Annotated in this window: 6 protein-coding genes and 1 other RNA gene; 5 read left to right on the plus strand and 2 right to left on the minus strand. The window is 71.8% G+C overall.

Translation table 11 applies throughout. The features are described from left to right. The first annotated feature begins 40 nt into the window (after positions 1-40). The 5 genes from ACFPIH_RS12510 (at position 41) to ACFPIH_RS12530 (ending at position 8,976) form a co-directional block, all read left to right on the plus strand. Positions 41-1,201 (plus strand): S41 family peptidase, encoded by a 1,161-nt coding sequence (locus ACFPIH_RS12510; protein WP_381170076.1) that lies wholly within the window; start codon positions 41-43, stop codon positions 1,199-1,201. Between the two features lie 83 nt (positions 1,202-1,284). Next, the gene (gene smpB, locus ACFPIH_RS12515; protein WP_381170698.1) at positions 1,285-1,827 is read left to right on the plus strand and encodes an SsrA-binding protein SmpB; all 543 of its coding nucleotides are present in this window, start codon (positions 1,285-1,287) and stop codon (positions 1,825-1,827) included. Positions 1,828-1,932: 105 nt separating this feature from the next. After that, positions 1,933-2,320: a transfer-messenger RNA gene (gene ssrA, locus ACFPIH_RS12520) on the plus strand. Positions 2,321-2,581: 261 nt separating this feature from the next. Next, positions 2,582-7,594 carry a ricin-type beta-trefoil lectin domain protein gene (locus ACFPIH_RS12525; protein WP_385876758.1) on the plus strand — a complete coding sequence of 1,671 codons (5,013 nt, stop codon included), beginning with the start codon at positions 2,582-2,584 and terminating at the stop codon, positions 7,592-7,594. 92 nt (positions 7,595-7,686) lie between these two features. After that, positions 7,687-8,976 carry a hypothetical protein gene (locus ACFPIH_RS12530; RefSeq protein ID WP_381170080.1) on the plus strand — a complete coding sequence of 430 codons (1,290 nt, stop codon included), beginning with the start codon at positions 7,687-7,689 and terminating at the stop codon, positions 8,974-8,976. A 13-nt stretch (positions 8,977-8,989) separates the two neighbouring features. On the opposite strand, the gene ACFPIH_RS12535 is transcribed toward ACFPIH_RS12530, so the two are convergent. Both ACFPIH_RS12535 and yicI read right to left on the minus strand, forming a co-directional pair. Continuing rightward, complete coding sequence (locus tag ACFPIH_RS12535; protein WP_381170082.1) at positions 8,990-9,991, minus strand: LacI family DNA-binding transcriptional regulator; 1,002 nt, start codon at positions 9,989-9,991, stop codon at positions 8,990-8,992. Beyond that, positions 9,991-12,255 carry an alpha-xylosidase gene (gene yicI / locus ACFPIH_RS12540; protein WP_381170084.1) on the minus strand — a complete coding sequence of 755 codons (2,265 nt, stop codon included), beginning with the start codon at positions 12,253-12,255 and terminating at the stop codon, positions 9,991-9,993. The genes ACFPIH_RS12535 and yicI overlap by 1 nt, the downstream gene beginning before the upstream one ends.

Below are 12,255 nucleotides of genomic sequence, written 5' to 3' on the forward strand. Positions count from 1 at the left end.
CCGACCGTACGGCCCTTCGCGTTCCCCTAGACTCACCGCCATGTCAGGCCGTGACCTGTTCTGTCAGCCCCGCCGTTTCGGCCGCGGGGCCGCCCTGACATTGGTGTTCGCGAGCGTGCTCGTCGCCGGTGCGGCCACCGGGGCGCTGCCCGGTGACGGGCGTCGTACCGCCGCCGGTGAGACACGCGAGGCCGGGCGCTCCGAGGCGGTGACCCGGGCCGCCCAAGAGGCCGCCGCGGTCGGCAAGTCGCCCCTGGAGGCCGCCGAACGCGCGGTCAGCCGCAGCGGGGACCGCTGGGCGGCCGTCTACTCCGCGGGCGAGTACGCGGAGTTCGAGGAGTCCCTCGACGGCCGGTACACCGGCGTCGGCCTGGTGGCGCGGCGCGAGCGGGACGGCAGCATCGAGGTGACCGACGTACGGTCCGGGTCGCCGGCCGCCGCCGCCGGGATTCGAGCGGGCGACCTGCTGCACAGCGTCGACGGGCACCGGGTCGACGGACGTCCGGTCACCGAGGTCGTCTCCTTACTGCGCGGCGACGCCACGGACGCGCCCGCCGGTACGACCGTCACCCTCGGCCTGGAACGTGGCACGCGCGCGTGGACCGAGACCCTGCGGCGGGCCGAGCTGTCCACGGACTCCGTCACCGTCCGCCGGCTCGCCGACGGCGCGACCGTCATCCGGATCGCCGCGTTCACCAAGGGCGTCGGGGACGACGTCCGCACCGCCGTCGAGCAGGCTCCGGCCGGCGCCGGGATCGTCCTCGACCTGCGCGGCAACTCCGGCGGACTGGTCACCGAGGCCACCGCCACCGCCTCCGTCTTCCTCGACGGCGGCCTGGTCGCCACCTACGACGTCGACGGCGCCGAACGCGCCCTGCACGCCGAGCCCGGCGGCGACACCACCCGGCCCCTCGTCGCGCTCGTCGACGGCGGCACGATGAGCGCGGCCGAGCTGCTCACCGGTGCCCTCCAGGACCGCGGCAGGGCGGTCGTCGTGGGCTCCCGCACCTTCGGCAAGGGCTCGGTCCAGATGCCGACCCGCCTCCCCGACGGCTCCGTCGCCGAACTCACCGTCGGCCACTACCGCACCCCCTCCGGCCGCACGGTCGACGGCAAGGGCATCACCCCGGACCTGGAGACCACGGACGAGGTGCTGGAGCGGGCGGAGACGGTACTGGGCGGCCTGGGCGACGCGTCCTGACCTGCCTCTCGTCCGCCGGTGTGTAATCGGCTTTCCCACCGGGCCCCTCCAGGTGCGAAAATGGCGGGACTATGAGTAAGGGAATGTACGTACCGAAGGAGTCCCAGCCCAAGCAGGGCGGGACGGCCGCCAAGGCCAGGGATGGCGAGAAGGGCGGCAAGCGCAAGATCGTCGCGCAGAACAAGAAGGCCCGGCACGACTACGCGATCGTCGACACCTACGAGGCCGGGATCGTGCTGATGGGCACCGAGGTGAAGTCGCTGCGCGAGGGGCGGACGTCGCTGACCGACGGCTTCGTCCAGATCGACGGCGGTGAGGCGTGGCTGCACAACGCCCACATCCCCGAGTACCACCAGGGCAGCTGGACCAACCACTCCGCGCGCCGCAAGCGCAAGCTGCTGCTGCACCGCGAGGAGATCGACAAGCTGGCGGCCACCTCGCAGGAGACGGGGCACACGATCGTGCCGCTCGCCCTGTACTTCAGGGACGGCCGGGCGAAGGCCGAGATCGCGCTCGCGCGAGGAAAGAAGGAGTACGACAAGCGGCAGACCCTGCGCGAGCAGCAGGACCGCCGGGAGTCGGACCGCGTGATCGCGGCGGCGAAGCGTAAACAGCGGGCCGTGTAGCCCGGCCGTGCGGCCCAGCGGGAATGCGGTGGCATCGGCGGGCGTTGGTCACGTACGATGGCACTTGCACCCCACGCAGGGGTGCAATGCTTGAAAACAAAACATGGGGATGATCGGTTTCGACAGCGGCTGTCGAAGCAGGGGAAGCGTGTCGAGGAAGCGGCAATGATCTCGTAAACCATATGTCGCAAAAAATAATCGCCAATACCAAGAGCGATTCCCAGTCCTACGCCCTCGCTGCCTAATAAGCAGTGAGTGTAGGACCCATATGGGTGTCAGCCCGGAAGTGTTCCCGATCCGGATCCTGGCATAATCTAGGGGACTAAACCATCGAGCCCGGTCACGGGGTTCGATGGGAAACCAAACAGTGGCTGGGCCCGTCGGCGACTTGTTCGCGTGATCGCCGGGGCCGAGAAAATCACAGCGAACTGCACACGGAGAAGCCCTGATTCTGCACCGTTGGACGCGGGTTCGATTCCCGCCATCTCCACTCACCCCATGTGGGCGAAGGCCCCGTCGCGAACTGCGGCGGGGCCTTCGTGCTGTCCGCGGCCCCGGTCCGGTTGCGATCACGGTTTCTTCACGATCGCTACGAAAACTATTGTCCTGAACCCGTCAGGTGTGCGTATGGTGAGCGCCGCACCCGGCGGAGCCGACCACTCCGCGATCGGGCGCGACGACAGGCGACCGGGGGGATTCCGTCGCCACGGGGAGAGACAGACCGTTTGTCATGCCGCGAGCCGGCTCTTCACGCATGCCCTTCAGCGCGGGCGCCCCCGGGTTGCCCACATGCGATGAAAGGGATGCCTCCTTGCGCCCCAGACGAGGGTTCATCAGGCCTGGATCAGCACGGTCCGGGCCACTCACCACCGCCTTGACCACCGCCGTGGCAGCGGCCCTGCTCGGCGGACTGGCCGTACAGCCGGACCTGCTCGGCCGGTACGCCGCCGCCGACATGGCCACGGCGGCCGACAGCGGCGACAGTTACGACGGCTTCGACGCGACGGCGGCCGAGCAGCTTCGGCAGGACCAGTGCCTTATGGCCGACGTGCTGCGGCTGGGCGGCCGGACCATGTTCGGCGTCGCGCAGGACGGCCTCAACCAGACCCCGGAGAAACTGCACACGGCGGCGAACCGCGAGTACTGGGAGACGACTCCGCTCTCCCAGGCGTTCGAGCAGGACAGGGACCTCCTGGACGCGGAGGCTGACGCGCGCGGGGTGCGCCGCAGTTCCTGGCAGAAGCCGCTCACCGGCCTGTCCTACCCCCCTGTCTTCAAGAGCGTCACCGACTTCACCTGGCCCCCGGGAACCAGCGGGGACGACGGCGAGGACTTCTTCAGCCGGACCGGTCTGCCCCAGTGGTCCGGCGCCCAGTGGTGGCGGGCGGAGGGCGACTTCTACGAGGACCCGACCCCGGAGGCCGATGCCGCCACGCTCAAGGCCGTCAAGGATCTCGGCTACCCGCTCTACGGCGAGGTCCCGGACCCGAGCCTGCCCTCGACCCAGTGGCAGCAGCAGTACGCCGAGCACCAGGACTACGACCGCCTGGTGAACCGGAGCCTCCAGCCGACGTCCGCGGACAACGCCCGGCTGTTCCTGTCGTACGGCGGGTTCCCGCGCAGCGCGCCCGAACCCGGCAGCCTGGAGTACCGGCTGGCCGTGGAGGACCTGAAGTCCCGGTTCGCGTCCTGCGCCTGGCGTGGGCCGATCGACCCGAACAAGGTCCTCGGCAAGGAGGTCGCCGCCGCCTCGGCGGAGTGGCAGCAGGAGGTCGCCGGTCAGGCGGCCCAGCGCAACCAGATCCTCAACGCCAACCGTGACACGGTGAAGGCGCTGACCACCGGTGCCACGGCGCTCGGCGAGATGCTCGGGCAGTCGTGGATCGCCGATCACCTCACCCGCTGGCAGGACTACTGGTCCGCCGGCGGCCCCGGCTGGATCGGTGACAGCCCGTTCGTGGTGCACGCCCACGGGGCCACGGACAAGTGCCTGGAGGTGGGCGGCGCCAGCAAGGTCAACGGCACGGCCGTGCAGCTCTACACCTGCAACGGCGGCGTCGGCCAGAAGTGGCAGATCTCCGGCGACCACCTGGTCAACACCAACTCGGGCAAGTGCCTGACGGTCAAGGGCGGTGCGAGCGCCAACGGCACGGCCGTGCAGATCGCCACCTGCGGCAGCTTCGTCTCCCAGAACTGGGAGTACGGCACGCACGGCACGAGCCGGCTGTACAACCCGGCCACCGGCAACTGCCTCGACCTGGCGGACTACACCAACAGCCGTGACGGGCGGATGTGGGACTGCACGGGCAAGGCCCCGCAGCAGTTCGACGTCGTGCCCTCCGGTCACAACGGCACCGACGACCTCGACTACCCGACCAAGGCGCAGTTCGACAAGGCGAAGAAGGGCGTCACGGACGCCCAGGCCGAGGCGAAGAAGCAGCTGGACCTGCTGAAGGCGCAGGCCGCCGCCGCGAAGAAGGCGGCGACCGACACGGACACCGCCACGCAGGCCGCCTACGCCATCGCCGACAAGGCGGGTGCCCCGCGGGGCCGCGCGCTGCTCGTCGGCCAGCAGAAGGCGCAGGTCACGAAGGCGTCGTCCGCTGCCCTGGAGGCGCTGGCCAAGGCCGGTGACACGGCGTACGCGGCGACCAAGGCCGCTGCCGGGGACAGCGCGACGATCGCGGCGCGTGCGGTGACGCAGGCGGCGCAGTCGAAGGCGGCGTTCCGTACGGCTGCCGCGAACGAGGCGCGTGCGCAGGCGAAGGCCGCCGCGGATGCCGCCGCCGTACAGGCGCAGACGGCGAAGGCCGCCCGCGACCTGGCGAAGACGAAGCTGGCCGAGACGCAGAAGGCGGAGGCCGCCGCGAAGGCCGCCGCCGCCACCGCGCACGCCAAGCGGCTGGAGGCGGAGGCGGAGGAGGCCACGGCGAAGGCGGAGAAGGAGACCGCCGCCGCGAAGCAGGCCGAGGCCGCGCAGCACAAGCAGAACGCCCAGGGCTACGCGAGTGCCGCCACCGAGGCCAAGGGCCGGGCGGAGACCGCCGAAGGCACCGCCCGCTCCAAGCGGCAGGACGCCGAGGCCGCCCGGGACCGGGCCAAGGGCAAGCGGGACGACGCCTGGGACGCCGAGAGCAAGGCCAACGCCGCCCGCGCCAAGGCCGACGCCAAGGACGCCTACGCCGAGGCCCACAACTCCGACGCCGACGCGCAGGACTCCCGTGCCGCGGCGAACGAGGCCGACGCGGCGGCCGACGCCGCGGAATCCGCGGCGGCCTCGGCGCGCGCCGAGGCGAACGCGGCGACGCAGGCCGCGGCCGACGCGGACGCCGCCGCCACGCGCGCGGAGGCCGCCGCCAAGCGGGCCCGCTCCGCCTCCGACGAGGCGCAGGCCGCGAAGCTGAAGGCGGACGCCGCCGTACGCACGGCGACCAGCGCGGCAGCGGATGCCATCAAGGCCTCCCAGGCCGCCGCCTCCGCCGCCCAGACCGCCGTGAAGCTGGCGGACGACGCGGAGAAGGACGCGGCGAACGCCAAGGCCCAGGCCGACGCGGCCAAGGCCGAGGCGGCCAAGGCGATCGCCGGTGCGGCCGACGCCGCCGGGCACGCCTACACCACCGCGCAGGCGGCCGAGGACGCCGGCAACGCGGCCCAGCAGGTGGCCGCTCCGGCGAACGACGCGATCCAGCTCGGCTCGCCGTATGTCACCACCGACTCGGCGGCCGGTCTCGTCGTCCTGACGGGGCAGTCGTCGAAGACGATCGCCGAGCAGCAGCGGGCCGTGGCGGAGGCGCATGCCGTCAACGCGCAGAAGAACGCCGACCAGGCGGCCAGCCTCGCCGCCGCGGCGACCGGTGACGCGAAGGCGGCCTACACGCTGGCCGCCGAGGCTGCCGGGTTCGCGGCTGCCGCCCGTAAGTCGGCGAAGGAGGCGCTGGGTTACGCCGCCGAGGCGGCAACCTACGCGGCCGACGCGCAGGCGTCGCTGGCCCGCACCATCGGCTACGACCAGCAGGCCACCGAGGACGCGGCCGCCGCCGACAAGGCCGCCGGCCGTGCCGAGGGCTACGCCGCCGACGCCCGCTCCTCCGCCGACCAGGCGGCCCTGGACGCCGAAGCCGCCCGCACGGCGGCCTCCGAGGCAGAACAGGCCGCCAAGGACGCCCGCGCCGCGGCCGACCGAGCCGACGCCGAAGCCACCGCGGCCGAACAAGCGGCCAAGGACGCCCAGAAGTACGCGGATTCCGCACAGCAGGCGGCCGACTCGGCCGAGCGGAAGGAAGCGAACGGGCAGGTACAGGCGGGCGCCGGAACCGGTGTCGGCGGTGTCTTCTACATCATCGACAAGATGACCGACGCGGCACCGGCCAAGCAGCTCAACGAGTGCACGTACACGCTGCAGGGCTGCACGGTGACCTACGAGCTTCACCTCGACGTCACGGTCAGCTACTACTTCTGTGTCAACCCGGACGTTCCCGCCACGGAGTCCGGCTGCCCGCAGGAGGACACGGTCTTCCTCAAGACCGAGGTCCTCAGGAACCAGAAGCAGGAGTGGACCCACCACTTCAGCGCGGGTGACATCACCCGGCTCGGCTGGCAGGCCCTCTTCGGCGACACGCTCGGCGCGGTCCTGTACGAGGTCGTGCTGGGCGACGCGGTCCGCTGCTACCACGGCGACGCGGCCGGCTGCGCCTGGTTCGCGTCCAACTTCATCCCGGGCAAGGCCTTCGAGAAGGTCGCCGAGGGGATCCGAGCCCTCGACGCCGCCCTGAAGACCGGGGTAGGGGTCACCGACGCGTACAAGGCGCTGAAGGCGCTGGACCTGTCGGCCGACACGCTCGCCGACCTGGAGCGCACGGTCAACGCGTTCGAGGACGTCGCCGCCTCCTGCAAGATCAACAGTTTCCCCGGCGACACCGTGGTGCTGATGGCGGACGGCTCCCACAAGGCGATCCGTGACGTGCGCGTGGGCGACCTCGTGCTGGCCACCGACCCCGGGACGGACCGGCGGAGCGGGCAGCGGGTCACGGCCACCTTCCGGCACGACGCGCCGCACCTGAACGTCGTCGGGTTCACCGACGGCACGACAGTGACCAGCACTCCGGGACACCGGGTGTACACCGAGAACCAGGGCTGGACGTTCGTGTCCGCGCTGCGCCCCGGTGACGCGGTCCGCGCCGCGGACGGGCCCCCGCGCATCGTGGCCGGGCTGCGGATCCAGGGCGGCGACGAGGCGCGCACGGTGTACGACCTGACCGTCGGCGAGACGCACACGTTCTACGTGGGCACCCAGGGCGCCGGCTCCCGGGACGTGCTCGTCCACAACTGCTACAACCTGTCGGACGAGGCGCTGTTCCCGGAAACGGGAGCCCACACGCGCAGGGACCACATCGGCAAGACGCGCGACGAGGCGGAGCGGATCGCCGCGTCCAAGGACAGCCGCACCAACACGGTCTGGGCAAGCGACGACATCGCGCAGCAGGCCATCGACCGGGTGGTCTCCGACTGGTTCTACCCGGGAGGCAAGCGCAGCGCGAAGGAGTTCGACAAGCTCATCAACTGGATCAACAAGAAGGGCAAGTGGAGGAACGAGCCCTACTTCAAGATCACCGGGAGCTGGGACAAGTACCCTTCGCTGGGCACGATGTACAAGGCGGACCGCTCGACGCCCGCCGCCGTCGGGAACGACGTGGTCATCCTGCTCAAGCGGAACCCCGGCAAGAGCGGACACGGAGGCTTCCTCATCTACACGGCCTACCCGGTCTAGTCCGCCGACTCCTTTCCACACCCACGGCCCGCTCCTCCCCCGACGGGGAGGGGCGGGCCGCTCCGATCGACGGACGGAACGAGACAGTCACCATGACCCGACGACGTGACCGTTACATCGAGCTGTACGACGGGGACTTCGGCCTGAGCGGAGTCACCGAGTGCCTCACGGCCCCGGGGGCCGCGCCGCCGCTCGACGTGGTAGCGGCACGAGCGGCGGAGGCCGGCGGGGAGTACGCGCGCGACCTGGGCCGGGAGGTGCGGGCGCTGTGCGACTCGCCGCTGTCCGACGACCGGCTCCGCGCCCTGTTGCTGGCCGCGACCCGGCGGACCTTCGACCCCGTCGGGCACGGGTCCGGCGCCCGCGACTGGCTGCGGCGCGTCGCGGAGGTGTGCGACGCGCGCGGGGAACGCCCGCAGGCCGGCACCACTCGCACCGGGGATCCCGGCACCGGCCGGGACGAGCTCCGTGCCGCCGTCCTGGCCGAACTGCGGACGGCGGCGGACGACCTGGCACACACCGTGGACACGAGCGACGCGCCCGTGTCCGACCTGGTGCCCGCTCTCGCACAGGTAGTCGCCGAGGCCGACGCGGACCTCGGGCTCAGGCTCCTGCTCAGGGTCCTCAAGGTGTACTCCGTACCGGTCTCCCTGGGGCAGTACGACCGTCTGTGGGCCCTCGGCGACGGCCTGGGCTACAGCTGGCCACTCGTCGTCGACGGCCTGAACGTCCGCTGGCCGCCCTTCGACGACCCGGTCGCCACCCGGCCGCGGTTCGACGACGACTTCGGGTTCTCCGCCCTCACCGCCGTCGTGGAGCGGGCCTACGGAGAGGAGGAGACTTCCTGGGACGTCGTGCGCCGAGCCGTCGCCGCCGACCCGGACGTGCCGGGCGCCCAGGCCTTCCTGCTGCTCCAGGACGTGTCGCGGCTGCTGGACTCGGCGCTTTCCGGCGAGGCGGCCGCCGCGCTGTGGCGGGCGGCGACCGGCCGTGACCATGACCTCGGCCCGGACGGCGTCGACGGCCGGGACTGGTTGCGCCGGATCGGGGACGCGTGCGTCGAGCGGCTGCGCACGCTGCGGCCGGGCTTCACACCGGCCCCGCCGGCCGAGGCCCCGATGGGGGAGGCGGACGCGGTGCTCCGGGAACTGCACGACCTCGCGCCCGCCCTGGACGCCGTGCCCGGTGTCGTGCCCGCCCTGGAGGAGGTGTGCGCGCGGGTCGACCCCGACCTCGGCTTCAGGCTCGTCCTCCGCATTCTGCGGGCCTGCTCGGTGCCCCTCACCGGGGAGCGCTACGCACGCTACATCGCGCTCGGCGAACGGCTCGGACTCGGCGCCGACCTCGTCGGTGAGGTCGAGCGCCTCGTCCGGCTCGGCTGAACCCCGCCGCGCGTCAGGCGGGACGCGGCGCCGTGCTCGCCCGCCCCGTAAGCTCCGGCGGCAGCAGTGTCGTCTCCGGTACGACATCCCCCGCCAGCTTCGACATCAGCAGTTCCACCGCCCGCTCGCCCACCTCCGCCGACGGCAGGGCGACGGAGGTGACGTCGAGGGACTCGGCCAGTTCGTCCGGGCAGATCGCGGTGACCGACAGGTCGTCCGGGACGCGTAACCCCAGGTGCTCGAAGGCGTCGATCAGGGGTTCCAGGACTGCCTCGTTGTGGACGACCACGCCGGTCAACGCCGGTTGCTCGTGCAGGAGTTTTTCCGCGACCTGGCGTGCCGCCGCGGGTGTCGCCTCGCAGGGGTGGACCGCGGAGGCGAGTCCGGCGCGGTCGGCGGCGGCCGTGAAGCCCTGGACCACGCGCTGGGCGAAGGCGGTCCCCCGGACGTAGACCTCCGGCGGTGAGCCCACCAGCGCCACCACCCGGTGTCCGAGCCCCGCCAGATGCTCCACGCAGCGCTCTCCCGCCGCCCGGAAGTCGAGGTCGATGCAGGTCAGACCGGTGGAGTCGCGCGGGAAGCCGATCATCACGGACGGCCGGCCGAGGGAGCGGAGGAGGGGGAGGCGGGGGTCGTGGAGCTGGACGTCCATCAGGATCAGGGCGTCGACCAGGGCCGCGTCCGTGACCCGTCGCAGGCCGTCCTCGCCCTCCTCCTGGGTGAGGAGCAGTACGTCGTGGTCGTGGCGGCGGGCGGCCGTCACCACCGACACCGCGAACTGCATGACGACCGGGACGTGGATGCCGGCCCGTAGGGGGACCACAAGGGCCAGGACGTTGGAGCGGCTGCTGGCCAGGGCGCGGGCGCCCGCGTGCGGGCGGTAGCCCAGCTCGCGGGCGGCCGCCTCGACCCGCTGCCGGGTCGCCGCGGAGATCGGCCGCTTGCCGCTGAGCGCGTACGACACCGTGCTGGGGGAGACCCCGGCCCGCCGCGCCACATCCGTGATCTTCACCATCACACCGGCTCCGGGACGTCCAGCGTCAGGAACCCGGTGCCCGCCGCGGCCCGCGCGAGCCGGTCCCCGGCCGCCAGCGCCCACGGGGCCGCCGGCTCGCTCGCCGACGCCCGCAGCGTGTCCCCTTCCCGTACGACCGTGAAGAGCGTGTCGCCGACCCGTACCGTGACCTGCGCGCCACGCTCCAGGCCGTACGTCCGCAGGGTGACGCCGTCGGCGTGCTCGTAGTCGGGCCGGTCGGCGTGCGCGCCCACCGGGAGCACCGCGCCCGGCCGCACCAGCAGCGGCACACTGAGGAACCCGTGCCGTTCGCGCACCCAGCGCGGCCCGGTGACCGTACGGCCGGTGAGGTAGTGGGTCCAGGTGCCCTCGGGGACGTAGTACGTGACCTCGCCCGAGTCGCTGAAGACCGGCGCGACCAGGAGGTCGGGGCCCAGCAGGTACTGGCGTTCCAGGTACGCGCACCCGGGGTCGTCCGGGAACTCCAGGACCATCGCCCGCATCATCGGCACCCCCTCCTCGTGGGCGATGCGCGCGGCCTCGTAGAGGTAGGGCATGAGGCGCAGCTTCAGTCGGGTGAAGTGGCGCAGGACGTCCACGGACTCGTCGTCGAACAGCCAGGGCACGCGGTAGGAGGAGCTGCCGTGCAGACGGCTGTGGGAGGACAGCAGGCCGAAGGCCATCCAGCGTTTGAACAGCGCGGGTGTCGGGGTGCCTTCGAAGCCGCCCATGTCGTGGCTCCAGAAGCCGAAGCCGGACAGGCCGAGGGAGAGGCCGCCGCGCAGGGACTCCGCCATCGACTCGTAGGTCGCCTCGCAGTCGCCGCCCCAGTGGACGGGGAACTTCTGGCTGCCGGTCGTCGCCGAGCGGGCGAAGAGCACGGCCTCGCCCTCGCCGCGGTGTTTGCGCAGCACGTCGAAGACCGTGCGGTTGTAGAGGTAGGTGTAGTAGTTGTGCATCCGCTCCGGGTCGGAGCCGTCGGACCACTCCACGTCGAGGGGGACGCGCTCGCCGAAGTCGGTCTTGAAGCAGTCGACGCCCTGGGCCAGCAGCGCCTCCAGTTTGCCGGCGTACCAGTCGCGGGCCGCGGGGCTGGTGAAGTCGACCAGGGCCATGCCGGGTTGCCACAGGTCCCACTGCCAGACGCTGCCGTCGGGGCGGCGCAGGAGATGGCCGAGTTCCCTGCCCTCCGCGAAGAGGGGGGAGCGTTGCGCGATGTACGGGTTGATCCAGACGCAGACGTGCAGGCCCTTGGCCTTCAGCCGGGCCAGCATGCCCTCCGGGTCGGGGAAGACACGCGGATCCCAGCGGAAGTCGCACCAGTTGTGCTCGCGCATCCAGAAGCAGTCGAAGTGCAGGACGGACAGCGGCAGTTCGCGCTCCCGCATGCCCTCGATGAAGGAGGTGACCGTCTCCTCGTCGTAGGAGGTGGTGAAGGACGTCGACAGCCACAGGCCGAAGGACCAGGCGGGCGGGAGCGCCGGGCGGCCGGTGAGGGCCGTGTATCTGCGGAGGATCTCCTTCGGGGTCGGGCCGTGGATGACGTAGTACGTCAACTGCTGTGTCTCCGCGCTGAACTGCACCCGGGACACGGTCTCGGAGCCGACCTCGAAGCTGACCTTGCCGGGGTGGTCGACGAAGACGCCGTAGCCCGCGTCGGTGAGGTAGAACGGGACGTTCTTGTAAGCCTGTTCGGTGGCCGTGCCGCCGTCGGCGTTCCAGATGTCGACGACCTGGCCGTTCCTGACCAGCGGGCCGAAGCGTTCGCCGAGGCCGTAGACGGCGGTCCCCACCCCGAGGCCCAGCTGCTCGCGCAGGTAGTGGCCGCCGGTCGTCGCGTCGGTCATGATGCCCATGCCCTTGGGGCCCGAGGTGGTGAGGGTGCGGCCGTGGGCGAGGAAGTCCACCTGCCAGGGGCCGGAGCGGCTCACCCGGAGAGACAGCGCGCCGGAGGTGAGGGTCGCGTGACGGTCGTCGTGGGAGAGCTGGGCGGAGCACTCCTGCCCGGTCAGCTCGAAAACCGGCTCGCGCGGGCGGTCGCCCGTGAAGTGGGTGAGGGGCACGCCGATGACGTCGGGCATCGGGGTGTGCGCGGTGATCGTCATGACCGGTCCCCTCAGCAGGTCGCCGCGGTGGCGGACCGGGCGGGTCGGCGCGTGGATCTCCAGCGCGCCGCCGTCCGTCCCGGTGACGTCGAGGGCCTGGGCCGGGTGGGCGGCGGTGACTCCTTCGCGCAGCAGCCAGTAACCGTCTGAGAACTTCAA

It is taken from the genome of Streptomyces vulcanius, assembly GCF_042653945.1.
In the GTDB taxonomy this organism is placed as follows: domain Bacteria; phylum Actinomycetota; class Actinomycetes; order Streptomycetales; family Streptomycetaceae; genus Streptomyces; species Streptomyces mangrovi.

Coding starts and splice junctions, on each gene's coding strand:
- ACFPIH_RS12510 (WP_381170076.1), top strand. CDS start 41: ATGTCAGGCCGTGACCTGTTCTGTCAGCCCCGCCGTTTCGGCCGCGGG.
- smpB (WP_381170698.1), top strand. CDS start 1,285: ATGTACGTACCGAAGGAGTCCCAGCCCAAGCAGGGCGGGACGGCCGCC.
- ACFPIH_RS12525 (WP_385876758.1), top strand. CDS start 2,582: ATGCCCTTCAGCGCGGGCGCCCCCGGGTTGCCCACATGCGATGAAAGG.
- ACFPIH_RS12530 (WP_381170080.1), top strand. CDS start 7,687: ATGACCCGACGACGTGACCGTTACATCGAGCTGTACGACGGGGACTTC.
- ACFPIH_RS12535 (WP_381170082.1), bottom strand. CDS start 9,991: ATGGTGAAGATCACGGATGTGGCGCGGCGGGCCGGGGTCTCCCCCAGC.